Origin of the sequence: Aeromonas sp. ASNIH8 (assembly GCF_002919855.1) — a bacterium.
GTDB lineage: Bacteria > Pseudomonadota > Gammaproteobacteria > Enterobacterales > Aeromonadaceae > Aeromonas > Aeromonas caviae.
Window position 1 is genome coordinate 1 of the sequence record NZ_PQLN01000039.1, and the last position, 25587, is coordinate 25587.

The 25587-nt window shown below is 64.0% G+C and carries 26 protein-coding genes and 1 pseudogene; 10 read left to right on the plus strand and 17 right to left on the minus strand.

Translation table 11 applies throughout. The features are described from left to right. The first annotated feature begins 173 nt into the window (after positions 1-173). Together C3418_RS11745 and C3418_RS11750 are read left to right on the plus strand one after the other, a co-directional pair. Positions 174-1649 carry a sensor domain-containing diguanylate cyclase gene (locus tag C3418_RS11745; protein ID WP_258039978.1) on the plus strand — a complete coding sequence of 492 codons (1476 nt, stop codon included), beginning with the start codon at positions 174-176 and terminating at the stop codon, positions 1647-1649. Between the two features lie 241 nt (positions 1650-1890). Next, positions 1891-2372, plus strand: a pseudogene (locus tag C3418_RS11750) (hypothetical protein). A gap of 37 nt (positions 2373-2409) precedes the next feature. Here the strand turns inward: C3418_RS11750 and C3418_RS11755 are convergent. Together C3418_RS11755 and C3418_RS11760 are read right to left on the minus strand one after the other, a co-directional pair. Further along, the gene (locus C3418_RS11755; protein WP_010673782.1) at positions 2410-3366 is read right to left on the minus strand and encodes a D-2-hydroxyacid dehydrogenase; all 957 of its coding nucleotides are present in this window, start codon (positions 3364-3366) and stop codon (positions 2410-2412) included. Between the two features lie 121 nt (positions 3367-3487). Further along, entirely contained in the window at positions 3488-4258 is a 771-nt protein-coding gene (locus C3418_RS11760; protein WP_010673783.1) for a DUF3530 family protein, read from the minus strand. A gap of 310 nt (positions 4259-4568) precedes the next feature. Here C3418_RS11760 and C3418_RS11765 point away from each other — a divergent pair, with 310 nt between their 5' ends. Genes C3418_RS11765 through C3418_RS11780 form a run of 4 tightly spaced genes read left to right on the plus strand, consistent with a single transcriptional unit; the run spans position 4569 to position 7890 of the window. Then, positions 4569-5609 carry an isopenicillin N synthase family oxygenase gene (locus tag C3418_RS11765; protein ID WP_010673784.1) on the plus strand — a complete coding sequence of 347 codons (1041 nt, stop codon included), beginning with the start codon at positions 4569-4571 and terminating at the stop codon, positions 5607-5609. Between the two features lie 21 nt (positions 5610-5630). Continuing rightward, entirely contained in the window at positions 5631-6443 is an 813-nt protein-coding gene (locus C3418_RS11770; RefSeq protein ID WP_010673785.1) for a MetQ/NlpA family ABC transporter substrate-binding protein, read from the plus strand. Further along, positions 6440-7234, plus strand: a complete 795-nt coding sequence (locus C3418_RS11775; protein ID WP_010673786.1) for a methionine ABC transporter ATP-binding protein — start codon at positions 6440-6442, stop codon at positions 7232-7234. The genes C3418_RS11770 and C3418_RS11775 overlap by 4 nt, the downstream gene beginning before the upstream one ends. Then, a complete protein-coding gene (locus tag C3418_RS11780) occupies positions 7219-7890 on the plus strand; it encodes a methionine ABC transporter permease (protein WP_010673787.1) in 672 nt (223 codons plus the stop codon). The genes C3418_RS11775 and C3418_RS11780 overlap by 16 nt, the downstream gene beginning before the upstream one ends. A 94-nt stretch (positions 7891-7984) precedes the next feature. Here the strand turns inward: C3418_RS11780 and efp are convergent, their stop codons facing one another. From efp to C3418_RS11795, 3 genes are all read right to left on the minus strand, one after another. After that, positions 7985-8551 carry an elongation factor P gene (gene efp / locus C3418_RS11785; protein ID WP_010673788.1) on the minus strand — a complete coding sequence of 189 codons (567 nt, stop codon included), beginning with the start codon at positions 8549-8551 and terminating at the stop codon, positions 7985-7987. Positions 8552-8596: 45 nt separating this feature from the next. Further along, the gene (earP, locus tag C3418_RS11790; RefSeq protein WP_010673789.1) at positions 8597-9793 is read right to left on the minus strand and encodes an elongation factor P maturation arginine rhamnosyltransferase EarP; all 1197 of its coding nucleotides are present in this window, start codon (positions 9791-9793) and stop codon (positions 8597-8599) included. 95 nt (positions 9794-9888) lie between these two features. Then, positions 9889-10932, minus strand: coding sequence for a GMP reductase (locus C3418_RS11795; RefSeq protein ID WP_010673790.1), 1044 nt, complete (start codon positions 10930-10932; stop codon positions 9889-9891). Positions 10933-11308: 376 nt separating this feature from the next. Between C3418_RS11795 and C3418_RS11800 the strand changes: the two genes are divergently transcribed. Further along, the gene (locus tag C3418_RS11800) at positions 11309-11803 is read left to right on the plus strand and encodes an ATP-dependent zinc protease (protein WP_010673791.1); all 495 of its coding nucleotides are present in this window, start codon (positions 11309-11311) and stop codon (positions 11801-11803) included. A gap of 67 nt (positions 11804-11870) precedes the next feature. Here the strand turns inward: C3418_RS11800 and C3418_RS11805 are convergent, their stop codons facing one another. The 7 genes from C3418_RS11805 to C3418_RS11835 form a co-directional block, all read right to left on the minus strand. Continuing rightward, positions 11871-13310, minus strand: a complete 1440-nt coding sequence (locus tag C3418_RS11805) for an ATP-binding protein (protein WP_103261708.1) — start codon at positions 13308-13310, stop codon at positions 11871-11873. After that, positions 13307-13999, minus strand: coding sequence for a response regulator (locus C3418_RS11810; protein WP_041215642.1), 693 nt, complete (start codon positions 13997-13999; stop codon positions 13307-13309). The genes C3418_RS11805 and C3418_RS11810 overlap by 4 nt, the downstream gene beginning before the upstream one ends. A gap of 81 nt (positions 14000-14080) precedes the next feature. Then, a complete protein-coding gene (locus C3418_RS11815; RefSeq protein ID WP_010673794.1) occupies positions 14081-14728 on the minus strand; it encodes a tetratricopeptide repeat protein in 648 nt (215 codons plus the stop codon). 1 nt (position 14729) lies between these two features. After that, the gene (locus C3418_RS11820) at positions 14730-15578 is read right to left on the minus strand and encodes an SDR family oxidoreductase (protein ID WP_010673795.1); all 849 of its coding nucleotides are present in this window, start codon (positions 15576-15578) and stop codon (positions 14730-14732) included. Further along, positions 15575-16231 carry a TenA family transcriptional regulator gene (locus tag C3418_RS11825; protein ID WP_010673796.1) on the minus strand — a complete coding sequence of 219 codons (657 nt, stop codon included), beginning with the start codon at positions 16229-16231 and terminating at the stop codon, positions 15575-15577. The genes C3418_RS11820 and C3418_RS11825 overlap by 4 nt, the downstream gene beginning before the upstream one ends. Continuing rightward, positions 16228-17709, minus strand: a complete 1482-nt coding sequence (locus C3418_RS11830) for an AMP-binding protein (protein ID WP_010673797.1) — start codon at positions 17707-17709, stop codon at positions 16228-16230. The genes C3418_RS11825 and C3418_RS11830 overlap by 4 nt, the downstream gene beginning before the upstream one ends. Next, complete coding sequence (locus tag C3418_RS11835) at positions 17706-18371, minus strand: thermostable hemolysin (RefSeq protein WP_010673798.1); 666 nt, start codon at positions 18369-18371, stop codon at positions 17706-17708. The genes C3418_RS11830 and C3418_RS11835 overlap by 4 nt, the downstream gene beginning before the upstream one ends. 187 nt (positions 18372-18558) lie before the next feature. Between C3418_RS11835 and C3418_RS11840 the strand changes: the two genes are divergently transcribed. Together C3418_RS11840 and C3418_RS11845 are read left to right on the plus strand one after the other, a co-directional pair. After that, a complete protein-coding gene (locus C3418_RS11840; RefSeq protein ID WP_010673799.1) occupies positions 18559-19200 on the plus strand; it encodes a class I SAM-dependent methyltransferase in 642 nt (213 codons plus the stop codon). A 74-nt stretch (positions 19201-19274) separates the two neighbouring features. Next, the gene (locus C3418_RS11845) at positions 19275-20495 is read left to right on the plus strand and encodes a winged helix-turn-helix domain-containing protein (RefSeq protein WP_010673800.1); all 1221 of its coding nucleotides are present in this window, start codon (positions 19275-19277) and stop codon (positions 20493-20495) included. Between the two features lie 10 nt (positions 20496-20505). Here the strand turns inward: C3418_RS11845 and C3418_RS11850 are convergent, their stop codons facing one another. Beyond that, positions 20506-21147, minus strand: coding sequence for a TetR/AcrR family transcriptional regulator (locus C3418_RS11850; RefSeq protein WP_010673801.1), 642 nt, complete (start codon positions 21145-21147; stop codon positions 20506-20508). Between the two features lie 93 nt (positions 21148-21240). Here C3418_RS11850 and C3418_RS11855 point away from each other — a divergent pair, with 93 nt between their 5' ends. Then, entirely contained in the window at positions 21241-21939 is a 699-nt protein-coding gene (locus tag C3418_RS11855; protein ID WP_010673802.1) for a DAPG hydrolase family protein, read from the plus strand. A gap of 146 nt (positions 21940-22085) precedes the next feature. Here the strand turns inward: C3418_RS11855 and frdD are convergent, their stop codons facing one another. From frdD to frdA, 4 genes are all read right to left on the minus strand, one after another. Next, positions 22086-22442 (minus strand): fumarate reductase subunit FrdD, encoded by a 357-nt coding sequence (frdD, locus tag C3418_RS11860; RefSeq protein ID WP_010673803.1) that lies wholly within the window; start codon positions 22440-22442, stop codon positions 22086-22088. Between the two features lie 112 nt (positions 22443-22554). Further along, positions 22555-22953, minus strand: a complete 399-nt coding sequence (locus tag C3418_RS11865) for a hypothetical protein (protein WP_010673804.1) — start codon at positions 22951-22953, stop codon at positions 22555-22557. Positions 22954-22969: 16 nt separating this feature from the next. Next, on the minus strand, positions 22970-23704 hold the full coding sequence (locus C3418_RS11870; protein WP_010673805.1) for a succinate dehydrogenase/fumarate reductase iron-sulfur subunit: 735 nt from the start codon (positions 23702-23704) through the stop codon (positions 22970-22972). Then, entirely contained in the window at positions 23697-25481 is a 1785-nt protein-coding gene (gene frdA / locus C3418_RS11875; protein ID WP_010673806.1) for a fumarate reductase (quinol) flavoprotein subunit, read from the minus strand. Before frdA ends, C3418_RS11870 begins: the two co-directional genes overlap by 8 nt. Positions 25482-25587 lie beyond the last annotated feature (106 nt).

Below are 25587 nucleotides of genomic sequence, written 5' to 3' on the forward strand. Positions count from 1 at the left end.
ACGCAAGGCGAGCGTAAGACGGAAGCAAAAAATCGCAGGAATGAGCAGTGAATATCTGGAAACGGTACTCAATGCGGGTCTCAAAAAACTGGGTGAAATTTAACAAAATGTTCACGCTCTCACCCTGACGCTATTACATACTGACTCCGCTGTCGTTTCTCCTGGGAGGGCTGGTGCTGATCGCCACCCTGTTGCTGGCGGCAGCCAGCTACCTGAGCAGCATCGACAAGACGGTGGCGGGTTACGGTCACATGCTGGCCGCCCTCGACGCCACCCTGTTCCAGGACATGGCGCAGGACAACCGCCGCCAGCTTGGCGTGCTGGAGGCGTCCCTGGACAAGCAGGCCATCGCTGCCGGGGCATCGGCCATCAATCCCATCTGGGCCATTGCCCATCAGTTCAAGTACGACGCCCACTTCCTCTATTTCTACAACGCGCGCACCCATCGGCTCGACGGCTATCCCGACTGGCAGCAACCGGAGGGCTACCGGGCACAGGCGCGGCCCTGGTTCCAGACCCTGTCCGGCGAGGGCGATGATCTCGTCTGGTTCGGTCCCTACCCGGCGTTTGATTTGGCCGGAGAGGTACTGACTCTCATCAAGCGGGTCAAGGATGATGAGGGGCAACTGCTTGGGCTGCTGATGGTGGACATGTCGTTCAGTGCCTTGCAGGGGGCGTTGCACCGGGCAGTGGGTGAGGATCCGGTGGCTCTTTACATCACCGAGCGCAAGGGCGGCAAGCTGGTGGTGGGGCACAATTTGTCGCTGTTGCCGCCCCGTCTCGAGCGGGAGACGCAGGCGGTCGGCCTGGACGGGTTCTGGGCCGGTCGCCACCTGCAACACGCTCTGGAGGGGATGGAGTGGGATCTCAACGTCTATCTCCCCCCCTCCCATTTTCATGAAAACCTGCAAGACACCCTGCTGATGGTGGTGCTGCCCGCCCTGGCATTGCTCTGCATCTGGCTGTGCAGCCTGTGGTTTCTGATGCGGATCTTTCGTCAGGAGCAGGCGCTGGTGCAGGGCTCGCTCAGCGGCCTCATCCGGGATGAGGCGAGAAAGGAGATCCAGCGGCGTCAGCGAACCTGGTTCGTGCACGGCAGCCTGGGAGAGATAGAACAGGTGCGAAACAGCCTGCTGCAAGGGCAGGATGCCCTGCTCCACGACCCTCTCACCGGCATCCTGAACCGGCGAGCCTTCGATCAGCAGCGGGCGGAGCTGGAGCAGGCGAGGAGGCCCTACTGGCTGGTGCTGTTCGATGTGGACAACTTCAAGCGCGTCAACGACAGCTGGGGACACGGTGTGGGGGATGCGGTGCTATTTCGGGTAGCCACCATCATGGCGAGAACCCTGGGGGATGAGCAGGTCTACCGCATCGGGGGCGATGAATTTGCGGCCTTGCTGCCCTGGGAGCAGGCGGAGGTGGAATGTCGCCTGACCCACCTGCTCGGTCGGGTGAAGGCCCTGAAATGGCGGGAGTTCGCCGACGCCATCACCCTGAGCGCCGGCGGCGCGCGCTATCCGGATGATGCCCTGACGCCGCTCGAGCGGGCGGATGCCTGCCTGTACGAGAGCAAGCACCAGGGGCGGGATTGTTGGCATCTGGCGGCGTCGTCGCCCGTTGACGGGGAGGTTGTGACAGTATCTGTCTGACGGTGATTGCTGCAAAAAAGGGCCTTTGGGCCTAGAAAAGGGTCATGACGGGGATGATTTCTCGTGTGACCTTTTTTTTTGATGTGGTTTCAGGTGGTTAGCCTGCTTTCTTGCATCGTGTCGCGAACCGGAGACAGGGAGGGCTGGCCGTGAGGTGCCCCTTGCGGCAGTGGCGCAGGTCAGGGGGCTTTGTATAGTGCAGGGAAAAATAATCAATCATCAGGTTTGACAGGAGTACCCCATGAAAATGAAACCGTTTGGCATGAGCGCACTGGCGCTGCTGGGGGCGTTGCTGTTGGGCACAGGACAGGTGCAGGCATCCGAGACCCTCAATACCATTCTCGGCGGCGGAGCCGGCGGGGTGGCGGGCACCATGATCGGCAAGGAGCTGGGTGGCGACACCGGCGCCCTGGTGGGGGCCGCCCTGGGGGCGCGGCCGGTGGTGCGGCCACGGCCAATAGGGGCAACAAGAACGAAGCTGCGCTCGGCGGCGCCGTCGGTGCCCTGGGCGGGGCAGCCATCGGCAAGAGCGTCGGTGGCAGTACGGGCCAGCTGATCGGCGCCGGTATCGGTGGTGCCGGTGGCTCCGCCATCGGAGCCAGGACCGGGGATGGTCACGAGAGCCGCGGCGATCGCTATTACGATGACAGGCGCTATCACAAGCACCACAAGCACCACAAGAAACACAAAAAGCACCGCAAGCACAGATGGCATGACGACTGATCCCGCTGCCGGCCCGTGAGGGGCGGCGAGCGGCCTCTTACACCAGCCGGTGCTGGCGCCTGCCAAGGGAGAAGGCGTTGATGTTGTCGATGAGCTGATCCGCGAGGCGCTGCATCGACTCTTCGCTGGCCCAGGCCACGTGGGGAGTCAGGATGAAATTGGGGTAACGCAGGGCCTGCATCAGGGGGTGGTCGGGGGGCGGCGGCTCGACGCTCGCCACATCGAAGCCGGCGCCCCCCAGACGGCCGTTGCCGAGGGCTTCGAGCAGCGCCGGCTCGTCCACCAGGCCGCCACGGCCCACGTTGATGAGCAAGGCGCCCGGTTTCATCAGGGCCAGCTCCCGCTCCCCGATGAGATGGCGGGTGTAGGGGGTGAGCGGGCAGTGCAGGCTGATCACATCCGAACTTTGCAGCAGGGCATCCAGGGGCAGCCTGTCGTCATCCCCCGGGGAGCCGACCTGGCTCTGGGCATAGTAAACCTCCATCCCGATGGCGCTGGCCCGCTGTCCCAGCGCCTGTCCCAGGGTTCCCTTGCCGATGATCCCGAGGCGCTTGCCATGCAGATCCGTGATGGGGTGGTCGAAGAAGCAGAACTGGCCGCTTTGTTGCCAGCGCCCCTCCAGCAGGGACTGGCGCCAGGCGAACAGGTTGCGCGACAGGGCGAGCATCAGGGCCATGGCGTGCTCGGGGACGGAAGGGCCCGAGTAGTTGCGGATATTGCACACGGCGACATTGGCGGCGCGGCACGCCTCCAGATCCAGGTTGTCGCTGCCGGTGGCGGCCAGGGCGATCAGGCGCAGTTCGGGCAGCTGGGCCAGTTCATCGGCCCCGATGCGCACCTTGTTGATGATGGCGATGCTGGCGCACTTGAGCCGCTCCACCACCTGATCCGGCGCCGTGGTCGAGTAGCTTTGCCAGTGATGGGGAAAATCGGGGCGGCGCAGATTGATGCCGGTGTCCAGGGTGTCGCTGTCGAGAAACACGATTTGCTGCATGAAGCCTCCTGCCATTGGTTCGGACATGATGCCAAACATGGAGGGCGGCTGACCAGCGCGGTGGCATCGGGCCAAGTCCGATGGGGAAGGCAAAAGGCGGGTGGCTGTGCCTCGGAGGGCCTCAGATCCAGCCCAGGTGCGTCAGCCAGCCCTGGATGCGCCCCGGCGTCTCCTCCAGATCCATCAGGGCATAGGGGCGGTAGTTGAGCTTGTGGCTGCGGCGACTCTCGCTTCTGCGGGCTTCGGCCGCCAGCAGGGGCCAGCGTCCTCCCTCCTCCTGATAGAGATCCAGGGTAGGGATGCTGCCCTGGGCTATCTGCTTGGCGAGGGTCTGGTTGCTCAGCTGGTTGGGGAAGAAGCCGTCGAGCAGCACCAGAGCATCGGGGGCGGGCAACTGCTCGCTGGCGATGAGGTTGGCGGCCCAGGCGGCGCTGGTACCTTGGGCCAGCAGCAGCTTGAAGCCCCCCTCCTGCAGCTTGGCATCCCCCAGCTTGCTGATGCGGGAGGCAAACTGCTTGCGAAAATCGTCGATGACCTGCTGTTTCTTCTCGGCGGCGGGGTCGAGCTCGGTCTGCTGCGGCGAGGGGAGCAGCAGCAGGGTATCGAAACCGAGGCGCCCCAGCTCCCGGGTCAGTTGCCACAGCTGGCCGCTGCGCTGCCAGTCGGGCAGCAGGATGACCAGACCCACGTAGTTGTCGCTGTCGTGCTTGGCAAACAGTACCTGTTGCTTGTCCACTCTGGTGCTGTCGGGTATTCCCTGCCAGTCGCTGCTCTGCCAGTAGTCGGGGGGAACCAGGGGGGCTGGATCCGGGGCGGCGCCTGACGGTGCCTGCCCGGTGCCGTGGGCGGCAAAAGCAAGCAAGGTCAGCAGCAGATAGGGGCGAAATGTCATGGGGGATCCTCCAGCACTCCCTCATAGCGGCCTCGCCGGGGGTTTCTTTAGGGCAAGGGGGCACATCGGCATCGGCGGTGGCGAAGAGGGTCTGACCGGCGGGCCGGACACGGGCCCGGGATTGTTCCAAATGGCAAAGCATTCCCGGTTTTGATTGTTCCATCCCGTGACCCATACATGGTTCAGTAAGGGCAGACAGACAGGGGGCCGGGGCATGTCGCCACTGGCCGCAGGCGGAGAATTCTCCCCCCCTGTCTCGTCAGAACGAGAGGTTCACCCTCACTTTCCATCGACAGGGAGCGTTATCGCCATGAGCACCTTGGTTCACTTGCCCATCCTCGACCTGAGGCAGCTGGATGCCTCGCCCGACGCTCGGGCCGATTTTCTGGCATCGTTGCGCGATGCCGCGAGAGAGACGGGATTTTTCTACCTGACCGGCCACGGCATCGATCCCGAGCTGCAACAGGAAGTGCAGCAGCTGTCGCGGGCCTTCTTTGCGCTGCCTCTGGCGGCCAAGCAGCAGGTCGCCATGATCCACTCTCCCCATTTTCGTGGCTACAACCGACCGGGGGCGGAGCTGACCCGGGGTCAACCCGACTGGCGAGAGCAGTTCGATATCGGTGCCGATCGCCCTGCCTTGCCGCGCGCGGCGGGCGACCCGCCCTGGTGGCGGTTGCAGGGGCCGAATCAGTGGCCGGAGGCGCTGCCGACACTGCAACCCGTGCTGACGCGCTGGCGTGGGCAGATGACCCGCATGTCCCGTACTCTGCTCGGGGCTTTTGCCGAGGCGCTCGCACTGTCGCCAGATGCCTTCGATGCCCTGCACGGAGAGCGTCCCAACGAACATATCAAGCTGATCCGCTATCCCGGTGAGCGGGGCGCCACTCAGGGGGTCGGTCCCCACAAGGATTCGGGCTTCCTGAGCTTCCTGCTGCAGGATGACCAGCCCGGCCTGCAGGTGGAGGTGGCGCCGGATCACTGGATCGATGCGCTCCCGCTCCCCGGCACCTTCGTGGTCAACATCGGTGAGCTGCTGGAGCTGGCCAGCAACGGCTACCTGCGGGCGACCGTGCACCGGGTGGTGCCGTCGGCGCCGGGGCAGGAGCGTCTTTCCATCGCCTTCTTCCTGGGGGCCCAGCTCGACGCCGTGGTGCCCGTCTATCCGCTGCCCGAGGCACTGGCCCGTGAAGTCAGAGGGCCTGCCACCGACCCGCACAATCCGCTGCTGCGGGAGGTGGGCTGGAACTACCTCAAGGGGCGGCTGCGTTCTCACCCTGATGTGGCATTGCGCCACCATGCCGATCTGTTGCCGGCGCCCCGGGCGCTGGCGGTCGGCGAAACCACCCATTGATTGCATGGCAAGGAGCACAAGATGAACAAGCACGGACTGTTTTCCCTGAGCGGCCTGGTATTGGCCCTCGGACTCTCTCTCTCCGCCCAGGCAGCCCAGGCGCTGCGGGTTGCCGCGGATCCACTGCCCCATGCGGATATCCTCGGCGAGGTGAAACGCCAGGACCCTTCGCTGGATCTGCAGGTGATCGAGCTCAGCGGCGGCATCAATGCCAATGCCCTGCTGGTGGCGGGTGATGTGGATGCCAACTATTTCCAGCACGTCCCTTACCTGCGGGATCAGGAGAAGGCGCTCGGCACCGAGCTGGTGGTGGCCGCGACCGTACACGTGGAGCCTCTTGGCATCTATTCGAAGAAGTTCAAGCACCTGAGGGAGGTACCGGAAAAGGCGGTGATAGCCCTGCCCAACAATGTCACCAACCTGAGCCGGGCCCTCTATCTGTTGCAGCACGAGGGGCTCATCACCCTCAAGGCCGGCCATGAAGATCCGGCGCGGGATCTGGCGACGGTGCACGACATCGCCACCAACCCCAAGGCGCTCAAGATCCTGGAGATCGAGGCGCCGCAGCTGCCGCGCTCCCTCGACGACGTGGATCTGGCGGTGATCAATGGCAACTATGCCCTGGAGGCGGGGCTGGAGCCTGCTCGCGATGCCCTGGGGCTGGAGAGCGCCCAGAACAATCCCTACGCCAACATCCTGGTGACCACCCCGGCGCTCAAGGATGATCCGCGGATCCGCCAGTTGGCGCGGGACCTGGAGTCCAGGGCGATCGCCGACTTCATTCGCAAGAGCTACAAGGGGTCGGTGATCCCGGTGGCCGGGCGGCAGTCATGATAGTGCTGGAGGGGCTCGGCAAGCAGTACCCGGGGCACGGGCAACCCGCTCTGGAGGGGGTGTCGCTCGAGATCCCGGATGGGGCCATCTACGGCATTCTCGGGCGCAGCGGCGCGGGCAAGAGCACGCTCATTCGTTGCCTCAATCTGCTGGAGCGGCCAAGCCGGGGCCGCATCCTGTTCGATGGCCGCGACATCACGGCCCTGGAGGGGGCGGCCTTGCGCCGCCACCGTCAGGGGACCGGCATGATTTTCCAGCACTTCAATCTGCTGCACGCCCGCAGCGTGGAGGAGAACGTGGCAGTCCCGCTGGAAATCGCCGGAGTGGCGCGCCGGGAGCGGGCGGCCCGGGTCAGCGAGCTGCTGGAACTGGTGGGGCTTGGCGAGCACCGTCGCGCCTTTCCCTCCCAGTTGTCGGGGGGACAGAAGCAACGAGTGGGCATCGCCCGCGCCCTGGCCGCCAATCCGCGCCACTTGCTCTGTGACGAGGCGACCAGTGCCCTGGATCCGGAGACCACGGAGTCGGTGCTGGCGCTGCTTGCCGACATCAACCGCCGCCTCGGGATCACCATAGTGCTCATCACCCACGAGCTGGAGGTGGTCAGGGCCATCTGCGATCACGCAGCATTGCTTGAACGGGGTCAGCTGGTGGAAAGCGGCGCTCTGGGCACCCTGCTGGCCAACCCCGACTCCCGCGTGCGGCAGGCCTTGTTGCCGGATCCCGAGATCCTGCGGCGTTTCATGGCGCGTCACGGAGTCACAGAGGAGGTGCGTTTATGCAGAGTCGCCTGAGTGTCGATGCCTTGCTCGAACTGATGTATCAGGGGTCGCTCGAAACGCTCTACATGGTGGGAGTGGCGGCCGTGTTCACCCTGTTGCTGGGGTTGCCGACCGGGGTGCTGCTGGTGGTGACCCGTCCCGGGGGCGTGCTGCCCTTGCCCCGTCTCAACATGGTGCTGGGGATCGGTATCAACATCGGGCGGTCGCTCCCCTTCGTGGTGCTCCTGATCGCCCTGATCCCCCTGACCCGGCTGGTGGTCGGCACCTCACTGGGCAGCACCGCCGCCATCGTTCCCATTACCCTGGGGGCCTTCCCCTTCTTTGCCCGGGTGGTGGAGAGCGCCCTCGATGAGGTGGACAAGGGGCGCGTCGAAGCCGTGCTCGCCATGGGGGGCAGCGGCTGGCACGTGGTCGTCAAGGCGCTGCTGCCCGAGGCCTTGCCGGCGCTGCTGGCCGGACTCACCCTGACGGTGGTGATGCTCATTGGCTTCTCCTCCATGGCGGGGGTGGTCGGTGGTGGCGGGCTCGGGGATCTGGCGATCCGCTACGGCTACCAGCGCTTTGACGACAAGGTGATGGCAGGGACAGTGGTCATGTTGCTGCTGCTGGTGCAACTGGTACAGGGGGTGGGGGACAGGCTGGTGCGGGCACTGGCCCATCGCCGCTAGGGGCACGGCTTCTCATCAGGCCGGCCGTGAGGTGCCAGCCAATAAAAAAGCGAGCCTGGGCTCGCTTTTTTTGCAATCACATCAAGGGGTCAACTTAGTTGACGCGACGCTTGAATTCACCGGTACGGGTGTCGATTTCGATCTTGTCACCGATCTCCACGAAGGCGGCAACGGCCAGCTCGTAGGAGGTGCCCTTCAGGCGGGCAGGCTTGGTCACTTTACCGGAGGTGTCGCCACGGGCGGCCGGCTCGGTGTACTCGACTTCACGCACGATGGTGGTCGGCAGTTCTACGGAGATGGCTTTCTCGTTGTAGAAAGTCACTTCGCAGAGGTCTTCCATGCCGTCTACCAGGTAGTTCAGGGCATCACCCAGGTTGTCTTTCTCGACGTCGTACTGGTTGTACTCGGTGTCCATGAAGACATACAGCGGGTCGGAGTAGTAGGAGTAGGTGCACTCTTTACGCTCCAGCTGAACGACTTCCAGCTTGTCGTCGGCCTTGAAGACGGTCTCGGTGGCGCTGCCGTTCAGCAGACCCTTCAGCTTCATCTTGACCACGGCGGAGTTACGGCCGGATTTGTTGAATTCAGCCTTCTGGACCACCATCGGCTCGGTGCCGATCATGACTACGTTACCAGCGCGGATTTCCTGTGCGGTTTTCATGTAAAAAATTCCTGTTCGTGAAACGGACGGATAAAAACTGCCAGATTATATACGGCTTTCTAAAAATTTCACCAACCTCGTGACGAGATCCCCGTCCGCCAGCAGCCTCTGTGGCCAGGTGTGCCCATGTTGCTGCCATATGGCCGCGTATTGCGGCCATTGTGCCCAGAGTTCACCGGTGTGTTCCCCCCGGTTTAGGGCATGGTTGAAGCGGCGCAGCCACTGACCGGCCGACGCTGGCAAGGGGGAGAGGTAGTGGTCGAGAAAACCGTCCAGCTTGACCATGTGGGCATCCTCTTCCTGCTGGTAGATGTGCCAGAGGAAGGGGCGCCCCGCCCACTGGGCCCGCACGAAGGAGTCCTCCCCGCGCACCAGGTTGAGATCGCAGCTCCACAGCAGGCGATCGTAACCCCTCTGATCGGTCATCGGCAGCAGCTTGATGGTGAGGTTGCCCGCCTGGAGCAGATCTCCGGCCCGGGCACCGGGAATGGCCTCTGCCAGCCCTGCACCGATGAGCACGTCGTCGAGGGAGCGCCCCAGCGGCAGCAGCAGGGTGACGGGGGTGACGCTCTGGCGCCAGCCCTCGACCAGGCTCCTGAGCGCCTCGCTCTCGTAGGTAAAGAGGCTGACCCGCAGCTCGTCTTCTCGTTGGGGTGGCAGGCCGAGGCTGGCCCAGTAGGCAGTCAGTCCCGCTTCATCCTGCTGCCAGCGCTCGCGCTCGACGATGAGGCCGTGCTCGCACAAGAGGCCGCCGGTTCTGGCGGTGAAACCCGGGAAGAAGAAGTACTTGTCGAGGCGCCGGCTGCCGACCTGCTGGGGCGAGGTGAGGCCATGGCAATCCTCGACCCAGCTCTCGGCCGAGAGGTATTCGAGGTTGATCCAGCAGGGGGGCGTGGTCTGCTCGGTCATGCGTTCGATAAAGGGGGCGGGCAGCTCGCAGGCAAACGCCTCGATGACGACCCTGGCCGGGGTCATGTCGGCGGGGAGGCGCTCGTGCCAGTGCTGGACATAGATGCCATCGACCCACTGACCGTCCTGTGCGGGGTCGAGCGCCGGGCAGATGCGGGCGAAGCTAGCCAGATCGTCCACCCAGAGCCGCACCTGCACCTCACTCTTCTGCGCCGGGAGCGCGCCTTCCTGTTTGAGCTGGCGGGCGAGTCGCCAGGTGACGCCGATGTCACCGAAGTTGTCGACGACGCAGCAGAAGATGTCCCAGTCGAAGGGGGGGAGAGGGCTTGTCATGGCGCGGGATCCCAGATGCAAAAAAGCCGGTGCGCAGGGTAGCACACCGGTTGGTCGGCTTCTAACCGTCAGCGCGTGACGGGGTCTGTGGCAGGTTACTCCTTGCCGTAGACGTTGTTCTCCTGCTCGCGCACCCGGATGAAGGTGGTGCGTTTGGTGAGCTCTTTCAGCTGGCTGGCCCCCACATAGGTGCAGGTGGATCGCACCCCGCCCAGGATGTCGCGCACCGTGTTCTCCACCGGGCCGCGGTAGGGCAGCAGCACGGTTTTGCCTTCGGAGGCGCGATACTCGGCGACGCCGCCGGCGTGCTTGTCCATGGCGCTGGCCGAGCTCATGCCGTAGAACTTCATGAAGGGCTCGCCATCGACCTCGACGATTTCACCGCCGCACTCTTCGTGAGCGGCCAGCATGCCCCCCAGCATCACGAAGTCGGCGCCGCCGCCGAACGCCTTGGCCACATCCCCCGGGCAGGTGCAGCCGCCGTCGCCGACGATCTGGCCACCCAGGCCGTGGGCCGCATCGGCACACTCGATGATGGCGGAGAGCTGCGGGTAGCCGACCCCGGTCTTGACCCGGGTGGTGCAGACCGAGCCCGGGCCTATGCCCACCTTGACGATGTCGGCGCCGGAGAGGATCAGCTCCTCCACCATCTCGCCGGTCACCACGTTGCCTGCCAGGATGACGTGGTTCGGGCAGGCCTCGCGGATCTTGCGCAGAAACTCGACGAAGTGCTGGGAGTAGCCGTTGGCCACGTCCACGCAGATGAAGCGCAGGGCGCTGGACATCGCGAGGATCTGGCGGGTCTTGGTGAAGTCCTCCTCCGAGGTGCCGGTGGAGACCATTACGTGGCCCAGCAGGGCCGGGTCGGTCTCATTGACGAAGGTTTGCCACTGCGCAAGGCTGTAGTGCTTGTGCACCGCCGTCATCATCTCGAAGCTGGCCAGGGTACGCGCCATGGCGAAGCTGCCGACGGTATCCATGTTGGCGGCGATGACGGGCACGCCCTGCCATCGGGTCTGGGTGTGCTTGAAGGTGAACTGGCGGGTCAGGCTGACTTGGGAACGGCTCTTGAGAGTAGAGCGCTTGGGGCGAAACAGGACATCCTTGAAACCGAGCTTCAAGTCTTCTTCGATACGCATTGCGAATTCCTTATTGAGCCTTGTGTGAGAGGTCACTTTGCAGTGGCAACTTTTCGGCAGGCGCAAAAAAACCGGTGGTTTTCAGGCCCTCCGGTTTACAGCAGTGTAGGCAAAAATCCCGTCAGAACAAGACTGATAATTCACGCACCGCTGTGGTAGCCTTTGGCGTCACAACCTGAGGATGGCCGCCAGCGTCATCCAGCACCCTGTTCTCCCCTCGTTTTCCTGCTGCATTCCCCACTCACGCGCCGTGCCCGGCATGGATTGTCGCCTGTTGGCACCGCGTCCAGAGCCAGCTCCCCTGCGCGCCAGAATCCGGTTGACCCGGCAGTTGGCTGTGATACATCTGGGCGCAAGACTGACAAGGCGAGAGAGCATGATGGGCAAGAGAATGGTGGCGGCGGCCATGATGTGGGCGCTGTGCGGCAGCGCGATGGCGGCCCAGACCAGCTATGGCTGGATCGAGAAGGGGGTGCTGATGCCCTACGGGGTGGCGGTCAAGATGAAGCTCGATACCGGTGCCCTCACTTCGTCGCTGGATGCCCGCGACCTGAAGCATTTCAAGAAGGATGGCAAGCCCTGGGTGCGCTTCAACCTGGTGCTGACCGATGCCAATACCGACAAGGTGGTGCGCCGGAGCGTGGAGCGACCTGTGGAGCGCAGCGTGACGGTGCGCGGGGCGGGCGGCATGGAGCAGCGCCCGACGGTGACCATGTCCGTCTGCGTCGGGGACCAGGTCTACAAGGAGTGGTTCACCCTGCGGGATCGCAGCAAGATGATCTACCCGGTGCTGCTGGGGCGCCGTCTGCTGGCGGAGCTGGGACCGGTGGATTCGAGCCGGACCTTCACGGTACAGCCCACCTGCGACTAGGGTGGTGCAGCCATGAAAAACGGGGGCCTGGCCCCCGTTTTTCATGGCGTGCGCAAAGGCTGACCCCTCATGCCTGGCGCGAGGTGGGCAGCAGCACGCTCACTTCGAGCCCCCCTTCGGGCCGGTTGTGGATGTCGAGATCCGCTCCGTGAAGCTGGGCGATGCGCGAGACGATAGCCATGCCAAGGCCCACGCCATCCCCCTGCTGGGGATTGACCCGGAAGAAGCGCTCGCACAACCGGGAGAGGGCGGCGGTGGGGATGCCGGGGCCGTTGTCCCGCACATCCACCCGGATCCGGTTGCCCACCTGGCTCACCACCACGGCGACCTCGCCGCCCACCTGGGTGTAGCGCAGCGCATTGTCGATGAGGTTGCCGAACATCAGCTCCAGCAACATCGCCTGTCCCATTACCTGCACCTGTTCGGCGCCCTCCAGGGACAGCTGCTGATCCTTTTTCAGGGCGATGGGGGCCAGGGTCGCCAGGGTGCCCTGCAACAGGGGGAACAGGGGGAGGGCGGTGAGGGCCGGGCTCTGCTGGTTGTCGATGCGGGCCTGGGTCAGCAACTGGCGGATCAGCCGATCGCTGCGATCGAGGGCCAAGAGCATCTTGCGCAGGGCCTGCTCCCGGCTCTGATCATCCTCGGCTGTCATGGCGTTCTCGCTGTGGATGCGCAGCACCGCGAGGGGGGTGCGCAGCTCGTGGGCGGCCTCGTTGGTGAACTGTTTCTCCCGATCCAGAGTGTCAGCGAGGGCGTGCATCAGCCGGTTGATCTCCCCCACCAGCGGCGTCAGCTCCTCGGCCTTGATGGCGAGATTGAGGGGGCTCAGGTTGGCGGGATGACGCTCGCCGATGGCTTGCGCCAGCTGGTGCAGCGGTGACAGCCCCCGGGTGATCAGCCACCACAGCAGACCGAGCAGGAAGGGCAGGGTGATGAAGAGGGGCAGCATGGTGAGGGTGGCCATCTTGCTGGCCAGCTCGCTGCGTTCGTCATCCCGCTCCGCCACGATGAGCCAGGTCTGTTCACCTTCGTTGTAGAGGGTAAAGGTGCGCCACTCGTGGTGATCCTTGGTCTCGCTGTTGAAGCCCCGCTCCAGGGTGGTCAACGGTTGGGCCGGGGCATTGGGCGAGCGCAGCAGCACGGCGCCCTGCTCGCTCAGCAACTGGAAGTAGAGGTTGTGCTCGAATTCATGGCCATAGGGGGTGAACTCGTTGTCCTGGCCGAACTGGAAGAAGCCGCCCTTCTCGATGTGGGGCGTCTCGGGGACGGCCTGCACCCACTCCTGGTACACGGTGCCGTTGCGCGGCAGCTCGCCGCTCTGCTTGAGATAGCGGCTGAGCAACTGGTTGGTGATGCGGCCGGACTGGGCGAGACGGGCATCAAACAGCTCTTCCATTTCGTGGTTGGCCTGCAGGTAGCCGATAAGGCCGCTGATGGCGAGGCTGAGGCTGACCAGGGCCAGGATGCCGGAGAGCAGGAAACGGCGGATGGAACGGACACGGCTCATGGGGCGGAGGCTCCTCTTGCGCCCTGGACGTCGAGCTGGGGCACGATGTAACCGACGCCGCGAATGTTGCGGATGAGCTCGGGGAAGAATTTCTTGCGCAGGTGGTGAATGTGCACCTCCACCGCGTTGCTCTCTGCCCCCTCGTCCCAGCCGTAGAGGCTCTGTTGCAGTTGATCCCGGCTCAATACCCGGCCGCTCTGGGTGATGAGCTCCTGCAACAGCTTGTACTCGTGGGGGGTGAGCTTGACCGGCTCGCCCCGATAGGTGACCTGTTGTGACGCGGGGAAGAGCTGCAGCTCCCCGTACTCCAGCACCGCCTGGGCCTGCCCCTTGCTGCGCCGCACCAGGGCGCGCAGCCGGGCGTTGAGCTCCTGCAGGGCGAAGGGTTTGACCATGTAGTCGTCGGAGCCTGCATCCAGCCCCAGTACCCGGTCGTCCAGGGCATCACGGGCGGTCAGGATGAGCACGGGCAGGGTCTGCCCTTCCCGGCGCAACTTGCGCAGCAGGCTGATGCCGTCGATGTCCGGCAGGTTGAGATCCAGGACAAGGGCGGCAAACTCCTCGCTCTTGAGCGCCGAGAGGGCCGGCATCCCCTGCTGGAGCCAGTCCACCGTGTAGCCGCTGCTGCGCAGGGCATCCACCATGCCGTCTCCCAGCATCACATCATCTTCCACCAACAGGATCCGCATTGTTCTCTCCCTCAAACGACACTGCCCACCAGTATGCTAGCTGGTGGGCAGAGTTGAAATAGCGCACTGTGCTGCTTGTGTTTACAGCTTGGCGAGACGCTCGCGGATCTCCTTTCTGCGGCCCTCGTCCGCCACCTCGCGGCCAGGGCGCGCCGGGGCGGCCAGGGCCTTGTCCAGATAGACCTTCGCCTGTGCCTTGTCACCCTGATCCAGCAGGAAGTCGCCGTAGAAGAAGTTGGGGTCGATGCCGGTGGGATTGATGGCCAGCGCCTGCTTGAGCAGCTTCTCCGCCTTCTCGTCGTCTCCAAAGCCCACCGGCCAGCCCGGCACCTGGTAGTAGAGGGAGCCCAGGCTGGTGTAGGCCGAGCCTTCCAGCGCCTTGGGATCCTGCTTGATGGCGATCTCGAGCTTGGCCTTGGCCTCCTTTACCAGGCTCAGGGCGCCGAGGCCACCCTTGGCCCCCGCCCAGGTGCTCTTGACGATGGCGGACCAGATCAGCAGATCGGTGCGAAATGCCTCCTTGGCGCTCGCCTCATCGGCCTTGGCACTCAGGCTCTCCAGGCAGCTCTCCTTGGCTTTTCCGGTCTGCTGGTACTGGCAGTGGGCCCACTCCTGCTGAATGGTGGGCAGGGCATCGGCGGCCTGGGCCAGACCGCTTGCCAGCAGGCCTCCCAGGGCGAGCAACAGGGGGCCGTGACCAAATCGGGGACGGAAAGTGGCGTGCTTCATCTCAATGTTCCTTCTCGTTTGTCGCACAGGCGGGATCGCTCCTGTGATCGGGGGCTGGGGAGGCGGTGCGGCGGGCGTGGCGCTCGATGATCGGGCGCTGCTTGGCCAGGGCCATGTCCACCAAGGCGGGCAGCAGGCCGTTGAGCCGCACAAAGAGCTTTTCCGGCCAGCCGAGCCAGCGGCGGCGTGTCTCGTTGCACAGGGCGATGACGGCCTCCTCGGCCACGTCCTGTGGGCTGTCGGTCCGGGTGCCGAGCTCGGCATTCATGGCATAGGCCGCCTCGGAGTTGAGCAGGGTGCGGGTGGCGCGGGGGGCAAAGTGCAGCACCTTGATGCCGGTTCCCTCCAGCTCCCTCCCCAGAGACTCGCTGAAGCCGCGCATGGCGAACTTGCTGGCGCAATAGACGCTGTAGCCGGCAAAACCGATGGCCCCGAGGCTGGAGCCGATGTTCATGATGATGGCGGGCTTGCGCAGCCGGGGCAGCAGGGCTCGGGTGAGCTGGATGGGCGCCTCGACGTTGAGCAGCAACTGGCGTGTCACCTGCTCGCTGCTCTGATCTTCCAGCCAGGCGAACTGGTTGCAGCCCGCACTGTTGATGAGCACGTCCAGCCCCTCGTCCAGGGCCGGATGTTGCAGCAGCTGCGCCCGCTCATGGGGAGAGCCAAGATCGGCCGTCACCGTCTGGTGGCGATCCGGATGAGGCAGCTCCCGGCGCAGGCGCTCCAGGGCGCTGGCCCGACGACCGTGCAGCAGCAGATGGGCACCCTGGGCCGCCAGTTCATGGGCCAGGGCTTCACCAATGCCGCCACTGGCGCCAGTCAGCAGTATGCGTTTGCCTTCAAGCTTCATTGGCAGGATCCCGTGAGCTGATAGAGCATGTCGCCATAGAGGCGGTAGACCACCTTGGCGGCGTGAATGATGGCGGCCTGATCGGCGGGGTTCTCCACCCGGTCCATCAGGGACTCGAAGAATTTGAGGTGCTCCTGATCCAGGGCACCGTGGGAGCTCAGGTAACTCATGGCCTGGGGGGGCAGGCCGAGGCCGCTCTTGAGCTGGTCGGCAATGGTCAGGGCGATGGCGACGCTGGTGCCTTCCAGCACCTGCACCATGCCGAAGAAGCCCATGGGATTGCCGCGCTGGATCTGGTCGTAGAGGAAGGCCACCATCAGCTCGATGGGCAGGCCCGGCTGGCCGTGGCGTACCGCCTCGGCATCACCGCCGCAGGCACGGATGTCGTTCAGGATCCACTCCTGATGGCCGTACTCCTCGTCAATGTACTCCCTGATGGCGCCACGCACCCATTCGTACTCCTGCCCCAGTTTGCCGCCGGTGGCCATCAGGAGCGGCACCGTGTGGCGCACGTGGTAGTAGGCCTGTGCCAGGAAGGCGAGGTAGGTGTCACGGCTGATGTCGCCGCGGCGGCAGGCCTCGATGATGGGGGCGTTGAACAGGCGTTCGCGCTCGCAGGCGGTGGCTTGTTGCAGGGTCTGGTAGAAGCTCATGAGGTCTCTCCTGTGAGGCATTGGCTGATCTGCCGGGAAAAATGGTGATAAATCTCGTTGCGACGGGGGCGCCCGTTGGCCGTCAGGAGGCCAGGGAGCTGATCCAGGGCGACCGGCAACCAGTGATGGATGCGGGCGTAATCGGGCAACTGCTGGTTGAGCCGGGCAATCTGCTCTGGCAATTGGGACTGGCTGCCCGGCAGCGGCTGGATAAGGGCCACGTTGGCGGGCTGACCATCACCGAAGATGACGATGCGGGCGATGGCCGGGCAGAGCTGGGCCTGGGCTTCCACCCACTCCGGGGAGAAGTTGCGGCCAAAGGCGGTGATCTGCACGTTCTTCTTGCGCCCCGTGATATGGAGATAGCCCTCCTCGTCGATCCGACCCAGATCCCCTGTGGCGATCTGGCTGCCCGTCTCGCCCTCTTCCCCCAGGTAGCCCAGCATGGCGCTGCCGCTGACCATGACTTCGCCGTCTGCGGCGATCGTCACCTGGCAGTGGGGCAGGGGCAGGCCGACGCTGCCGGGACGATCCCCGTGGGGGCCGTTCAGGGCGACCACGGAGCCGCATTCGGAGAGACCGTATCCCTCGTAGACCGGCAGCCCCGCCGCACGGGCGTGAGCGATGAGTTCGGGGGCGACCTTGCCGCCGCCCACGGCGACGAAGCGCAGGGTGCCGAGCTGTGTCGCCAGGGCAGGGGTATTGAGGCACAGGGCCAGCAGCAGGCGCAGCAACTCGGGTACTAGCACCAGGCTGTGGCTGGGCCAGCGCAGCAGTGCCTGGGCCAGGGCCGCAGGATCCAGCTTGCTGGAGCCCGAGAAGCCGAGTTCCCCCAGGGAAGGGATGCGGCTGCAGGCGCCGGTCAGCAGCGGTACATACAAGCCGGTCAGGTTCTCCAGCAAGGTGGTGAGGGGCAGCAGGGTCAGGTGTTTCTCAACCCGGGCAGGGGCCACCCGCAGGGCAAGGGATCCGCAGACCGCCGTCATCTGTTCCAGCGACAGGCAGACGCCCTTGGGTTGCCCCGTGGTGCCCGAGGTATAGGTGATCTTGGCGGTGCCCGCAGGCAGCTCGGGGAGGCGTGCCGGGATGCGGCGCCACAGGGGCACGGCCTGCTCATCGGGCCTGCCTGCCATGAGCACGAGGGGTGAGGCGGCTTGCCACCCCTGGTGCTCCGGGCCGACCAGGGCGTCTGCTCCGCTGCTTTCCAGCAGCCACGTCTGCTGCGCCGGACTGAAGAAGTGGGGAACCGGGATGACCACGATGCCGGCCCAGGTGCAGGCGAGATCGATCAGCGCCCAGGGCAGGCCGTTGTCGAGTTGCAGGGCCAGGCGGCGGATGCCGGCCCCTTGCAGCACGCCAGCCAGTTGCTGGATCTGCTGCCACAGGCTCTGGTAATCCAGCTCACCCTGGCTGCCTAGCAGCGCAGGCTGGCGCGGGGTCTGGCTGGCATGGTGGGCGATGGTGTCGAACAGCGTCATTGCGCGCACCTCCTGTCGATGTCGGCATGGTTAAAAAGGCGGGGCATGGGCCCCAGCAGGTTGAGCAGCAGGCTGCTCTGTGCGAGCACCTCGCGCCCCTGGTTGATGTCGCCTGCCATCACCTTGGGCTGGCAGCGGTAGTATTCGCCCCAGGCGCTGGCATCCTCTCCCACCTGATGGGCCTCTGCGAGTGCCAGCTCCACCGGGTTGAGACGCAGGCGGGTAAAGCTGTTGCGCAGCTTGGCGGTGCCGGTGAACACCACGTAGTCCAGGGCGTTGTCACACAGCAGACGGCACAGCGCGGCAAACATCAGGCGGGCGTGACCCGGTTCGCTGCAGGCAAGATTGCCCACTTCGATGATGCGGTGGCGGGCCGGACGGACCCCGAGGCGGGTCTCGATGGCGGCCTCGACAGGCTGCTCCAGATATTGCTCCAGATAGAGCGGTTGCTCGTGCTCGCCATGGCAGGCCTGGTTGAGGCCGCAGGCACCGACCAGCACGCCATCTGCCCGGTAGAGCCCGAGCAGGCAGGGCTGGAAATGGGGAATGCGGGCGTTGAACTCGAGGGTATAGGCGGCCTGGATATAGGTTTGCAGCGCCATGACCTGCTGCGGGGATTCGGCCAGGATCAACCGGTAGGGGGCTTGGATCTCGATGGTCATGGTTGGCTCCTTCTCTTGCGATGGGATGAGAGTAAAAGGGCAAACTTAAGAAACCCTTAAGGCGCAAAAAAAGACGAAAAAAACTGGCGGGGGGTGAACGGGGGTCGATGGGGGCACCAGACAAAACAGTTGCCAGCAGCGGGCGTGGCAGGCAATCTGCCCCGCTGTCGCCACCCGAGGAGCTGCCATGTCATCCCCTGTTCACTGTCCCCTGTGTCTCTCCCCTCGGCACCATGCCCTGCCGGTGGCGGGCAAGGGCTATTACCGCTGCCTGGCGTGCGAGCTGGTCTGGATGGACGAGGCGGACCACCTGGACGAGGGGGCCGAGAAGGCGGTCTATGACGGGCACGACAACCGGGTGGACGATCCCCGCTACCGGGCCTTTCTGATGCGTGCCTTTGGCGAGGTGCTGGCCCGGGTGTCGCCTCCTGCCAGCGGCCTCGATTTTGGCTGCGGCCCGGGCCCGGCGCTGGTCGCCATGGGGCGGGAGGCGGGCTTCGAGATGGCGGGCTACGACAAGTTCTATGCCGACGACCCCGAGTGCCTGACAAGGCAATACGACTTCATCACCAGCACCGAGGTGATAGAGCACATCGCCACCCCCCGCGCCGTGCTGGACACGCTCTGGGGCTGCCTCAAGCCCGGCGGGGTGCTGGTGTTGCAGACCCAGCGGGTGCTGGGGGACGAGCGCTTCAAGACCTGGCGCTATCGCCACGATCCCACCCACATCGTCTTCTTCGCCGAGGCCTCGTTCCGTGCCCTGGCGGTCCGCTGGCAAGCAGCGGTCGAGTTTCCTCATGCGGATGTGGCGGTGTTCACCAAACCCTGAGCCGGGCGTTTTCATTTGGCCATGAGTTGGGCATGCTGGTGGCCTGATACCCAGGAACGGATGCCCCTATCTCCATGTCGATCCCCCACCTCTCATTGCAAGACGCTCGCCACCTGCAACTGGCGGCCCAGGGGCTGCTGACCCCGCGCCGCGCCAGAGCAACCCCCGCCGACCTGCTCGCCTGCATTCGCCGCATGGCGTTGCTGCAGATAGACACCATCTCCGTGGTGGCCCGCAGCCCCTATCTGGTGCTGTTCAGCCGTCTCGGCCACTACGATCCGCGCTGGCTGGAACAACTGCTGGCCGATGGTGACCTCTTCGAATACTGGGCCCACGAGGCCTGTTTCGTCCCCCGGGAAGATTACCGGCTGCTGCGCCATCGCATGCTGGATCCCGCCGCCATGGGCTGGAAGTTCTCCGCCCAGTGGCTCAAGACCCACGGCGGCGAGATAGCGCAGATAGTGGAGCGCATTCGCCAGGATGGCCCGGTGCGGGCGGCAGACTTCGAGCGCAAGGGGGACAAGGGCAACGGCTGGTGGGACTGGAAGCCGGAGAAGCGCCACCTGGAGGTGCTGTTTACCGCAGGCCAGCTGATGGTGCGCGAACGGCGCAATTTCCAGCGGGTCTACGATCTCGCCGAGCGGGTCATGCCGGAGTGGAATGACGAGCGGGATCTGCCGAGTCCTGATCTCGCCCGGCGGGACATGGTGCGAGCCAGTTGCCGGGCGCTGGGGCTGGTCAAGACCGGCTGGGTGGCGGATTACTATCGCCTTAAACGGGGGAAATACGACGCCCTGCTCCACCAGCTGGCGGATGAGGGGGAGCTGTTGCCGGTACGAGTGGAGGGGTGGCAGCACGGAGCCTTCGTTCACGCCTCCCTGGACGATGAGCTGGTCCGGGCCCAGGCGGGCACCCTCAAGGCGAGCCACACCGCCGTGCTCTCGCCCTTTGACCCGCTGGTGTGGGATCGCAAGCGGGCCAGCGAGTTGTTTGGCTTTGACTATCGCATCGAGTGCTATACCCCGGCCCCCAAGCGCCAGTACGGTTATTTCGTGCTGCCGTTGCTGCATCGCGGCAAGCTGGTGGGCAGGATGGACGCCAAGGCCCATCGCAAGGAGGGGGTGTTTGAGGTCAAGAGCCTCTATCTGGAGCAAGGGGTCAGGATCACCCAGAGCCTGGCCCAGGATCTGGGCAAGGCCATCCAGAAGCTGGCGGAGTGGCACCAGACCCCGCTGCTGCGTTATGGCAACGTTCCTGCTCCCTTGCTGGCTCAATGGCAGGAGGTGGCATGCTGAGGAAGGACGCCTACCCTCGCATCAAGCCGGGCAGCACCAGCGTAACGGCCGCGGTGATGCGCTCGCGGATGTCGCTGCCCGGCGCCAGCAAGCCGAGCGCCATCTGGCGCAGGGGCTCCGCCATGGTCATCGCCAGCAGCAGATCGCTGGTCTGGGCGGCGTCCAGCTCCCGCAGCCAGCCCAGTTGTTGCTGGCGCTGCAACCACGCCGCCAGCGTCGCCCTGCCGCGGGCAATGCCGTTCTCCTGATAGGCCGCCAGCAGGGCATCCCGCCCCGCGAACTCATGCTGCAGCAGCCGGAACATGCCCACCGCCGGTGCGCTCAGCACCTGTCCCGCTATGGCCTGCAAGCCCTGCTCCAGCATCTCCCCCAGCGCGCCTGGGTGGGCGGCATCCTGCTCGAAGGCCGGTTGAAAGGCATCGGTCCAGCTGCGCACCGCCTGCGCCACCAGCTCGTCACGGTTGGCGGCGAAGCGGTAGAGGGTCTTCTTGGCGACCCCCGCCTCTTTGGCCACCGCATCCACGGTCGCGGCGCCGTAACCCCCCTTGAGCAACAAGGTCAGCGTCGCTTCGGCAAGGGCGGCGCGAAGGTCGGCTTCCGGGGTGACCGGACGGCCTCGTGAGCGTGTTTCTTCATCGTTCGGGTGCGACATATGGGCTCCTGGAAAGCATTGACAGACCCAGCATACAGGCATAGCGTAATTTAAGAAACGAACTTCGTTTCCTAAATTTATGGGAGTCATATCATGCATCCTTCTGCCCTGTTTGCCCCTTGGGGCGTCAATGACATCAACGAGTTGCTCAGCCCGCAACCCCTTCGCCTGGAAATGGGTCTGACCCGCAGCACCGACGGCCTGCTGACGGTCGCCATCCGCACCGATCTGCACGGCTGCAAGGGGCGCATGCTGGATTGGTGGTTCACCTTCTTCGAGACGACCCAGCACATCAGGTGGTGGCACCCCCACGATCATGTCGAGCACCGGGGCTGGGATCATCACTGGAAAAAAGGGGAGCGCTTCGTGGGAGCCAGCATAGAGGCTGTGGAGTGGCTTGCCGAGCTGCCGCCGGTGGCAGCTCGCCTCAAGTTCCACGGCGCCGAAGAGGTGTTCGCCCCGCAATCGCTACAGGAGGCGCGGGAGACGCAGGCTCTCTCTGCCGCCATCTGCGCCCGTATCGGCTTTGGCGACGAGGTAGCTCTGGATGGCAATGGTGCGCCGCTGGATGGCGAGATGCTGCACCTGGCGCGCGATACCCCATACGGCTGTGTGCTGCGCAGCCGCTTCCTGCTGGGCAAAGCCTGCGCCAACCCGTTTGACGAGGTGCCGGACGAGGTAGGTTTCAACCTGATGCGCCACTGCTACAGCGAATTCAGCTATCTGGCGCAGTTTCTGCCGTCGCTCTACTACGCGGAAAACGGTCGTGAACCGGCGCCGACGCTCTGGTGACGGGGCTGACAGTTGGCGCTGAATGTGGCTGAGTGCCTTGACACATCCAGTGGGAATGCCGGCTATCGGGCTGTGGCGTGAGCCGCGGAAGATGGTCATAAAAAAACCGGGCACTGGGCCCGGTTTGTTATGCAGTCAGGATGTGCTTACTGGAGCACCAGCACCATCAGCAGACCGACGGTGATGGCGGACACCAGGAAGGCGAAGCCATAGAACACATAGTGGTGCAGCTTGGTGGTGTGGATCCCCAGATCATGCAGGCCGTGGTAGATGCGGTGCATGCCGTGCCAGACGGGCAGGGCGATGATCACCAGCAGGATGCAGGCACCCCACCAGGAGCTGGCGAATGCCAGCACGCGCTCGTAGCTCATGGTCTCCACGTCCATGATGCCCATGGGCACCAGCAGACCTGTGATGAGGACAATGACCGGCAGCAGCATGGCAACCACCATGCCACCCGCACCAAACAGACCCCAGTAAATTGGCTCGTCAGAACGTCTCATATTTTTTCCTCAAATCATGATTGAGTGATCGTGGCCAACGTTTCTGAGTGAGAGCCCGGTACCAAACAGACACCAATAACCGGGTTCGTCAGAACGTCTCATTGTTTTCCCCTCAGGCCACGATGATCAGGACAAGCAGGGATACCGCCGCCAGCGCCACATACTGGGCGATGACGATCGGCTTCTCCGGCACCAGGTCTTCGCCACGGAAGATGCGCATGGCTTTCGGGGCCAGGGCGAACCAGGTCTTGGCGTGGAACAGGCAGGCTGCCAGGGCGATGACGTGGAACAGGATGGCAATGGGGCTCTGCAGGGATTCCAGCCAGCCATTGAATGCCTCCTGACCCTGTACCAGCCGCAGCAGACCCCACATCAGCACGACGGCGTAGATGGAGACGAAGATGCTGGTGCCTTCGCGGATCATGTAACCGGTGTAGAAGGCATTCTTCAGCCACCAGTCTTTTTTCATCTCGCGCACGTAAGGCTTACGTTTGCTCTCAGTGTTGTTCATGGTCTCACTCCTGGTCTCAATCCGGCTTGAACATGGCGATCATGTAGTCCTTGGCGCTCTCGACCTTGCCAAGCTGGATGGCGGCGGCCGGATCCACGCCTTTCGGGCACACTTCGGAGCAGTAGCCCACGAAGGTACAGCCCCAGACGCCCTCGTCCTGGCTGATGATCTTCATCCGCTCCCTGGACGCGCTGTCGCGATTGTCGGCGTTGTAGCGATAGGCCAGTGCCAGGGCCGCCGGACCGGTGAACTTCTTGTTGATGCCATATTGCGGGCAGGCCGCGTAGCACAGACCGCAGTTGATGCACATGGAGAACTGGTGATACTTCGCCATGTCAGCTGGGGTCTGGGTGTACTCGCCATCGCACAGGTTGCGCGGCTCGGACGGGATGATGTAGGGCTTGATGCTCTCCAGCTTCTCGATGAAGTCGGACATGTCGACCACCAGATCGCGCTCGATGGGGAAGTTGTTGAGCGGTTCGATAGTCATCTTGCCCGGCAGGTAATCCCGCAGGAAGGTCTTGCAACCGAGTTTCGGAATGCCGTTGACCATCATGCCGCAGGAGCCGCAGATCGCCATCCGGCAGGACCAGCGGAAGCTCAAGGTGGAGTCCAGATGATCCTTGATGTATTGCAGCGCATCCAGCAGGGACATCTCTTTGAGGTAGGGCACCTGGAAGGTCTGCATCCAGGGCTCGTTATCCTGCTCGGGACGGTAGCGCAGGATTTCAATTTCGATCATCTCAGCCATTCTTCTTAGCCTCGTCTTGTTTCTCACCCTCGGAACCGTACACGCGCTTGGCCGGTTGGGATTTAGTGATCTTCACATCGGAATAGTCGATGGTCGGGGCCCCTTCGCCGTTGTAGAAGGAGAGAGTGTGCTTGAGGAAGTTGACGTCATCGCGCTCCTCGTAACCGTCCAGACGCTGGTGGGAACCGCGGGACTCTTTGCGGTTGATGGCGGAGTGCGCCATGGCTTCCGCCACGTCCAGCATGTAGCCCAGCTCGATGGCGTACAGCAGGTCGGTGTTGAAGACCGAGGACTTGTCGTTGATCTTGATCTTCTTGTAACGGGCTTTCAGCTCGTTGATCTTGTCGATGGTGCCCTGCATCAGCTCTTCGGTACGGTAGATACCGACACCGGCTTCCATGGACATGCCCAGTTCGTTGCGGATATCCGCCGGGTTTTCGGTGCCGTCGATGTCCAGCAGGGAGAGGTGCTGCTTGATGAGCGCCTCGGCCTTGGCGACCAGCGCCTGGGTGTTGCCGTGTTGCTGGGTGGCGGCAAACTCGGCTGCCTGCTCACCGGCCACCTTGCCGAAGACCACGATCTCGGACAGGGAGTTGGAACCCAGACGGTTGGCGCCGTGCAGACCGACGGAGGCACATTCGCCAGCGGCATAGAGACCGGCCAGACGAGTGGCGCACTTGCCGTCGGTTTCGATGCCACCCATGGTGTAGTGGGCGGTCGGACGTACCGGAATCGGCTCTTTTACCGGATCCACACCCACATAGGCCTTGGCCAGTTCGCAGATGAAGGGCAGACGCTCTTTCAGGTACTTCTCGCCAAGGTGGCGCAGGTCGAGGTGAACCACGTCGCCCATGGGGCCCTGGATCACGCGGCCTTTTTGCTGCTCCTGCCAGAAGGCCTGGGAGAGACGGTCGCGCGGACCCAGCTCCATGTGCTTGTTCTTTGGCTGGCCGACCGGAGTTTCCGGGCCCAGACCGTAATCTTGCAGGTAGCGATAGCCATCCTTGTTGAGCAGGATGCCACCCTCACCACGACAACCTTCGGTCATCAGGATGCCGGTGCCCGGCAGACCGGTCGGGTGATACTGGACGAACTCCATGTCCCGCAGCGGTACGCCGTGGCGGTAGGCCAGGGCCATGCCGTCACCGGTGACGATGCCGCCGTTGGTGTTGTAGCGATAGACACGACCTGCGCCGCCGGTGGCCAGCACCACGGACTTGGCCTGGATGAAGCGGGTGATGCCGTTCTGGATGTCAAAGGTGACGACACCCTGGACGCGGCCATCTTCCACGATGAGATCCAGACAGAAGTGCTCGTCGAAGCGCTTGATGGTCGGGTACTTGATGGAGGTTTGGAACAGGGTGTGCAGGATGTGGAAGCCGGACTTGTCGGCGGCGAACCAGGTGCGGGGGATCTTCATCCCGCCGAAACGGCGCACGTTGGCCTTGCCGTCCGGTTTGCGGCTCCAGGGGCAACCCCAGTGCTCCAGCTGGATCATCTCGTTGGTGGCGTTGTTGACGAAGTACTCGACTACGTCCTGCTCACACAGCCAGTCACCACCGGAGACGGTGTCGTTGAAGTGGTTTTCCAGGGAATCGTCATCACGGACGACGCCTGCGGCGCCACCTTCGGCGGCCACGGTGTGGCTGCGCATCGGATAGACCTTGGAAATCAGGGCGATTTCCAGCTCCGGGTGGGCTTCTGCAATGGCGATTGCGGCACGCAGGCCACCGCCACCGGCACCGATGATGGCAACATCGGTCTTGATAATATCCACATCTGCCTCCTTAGGGATAGATTTGCTGGGCACGATTTTGCTCTATGAAAAAAATTCAGGCTTGATGCAAGTCAAACTGCTTTGTTTTAGTGCTTGGCAACGGTGA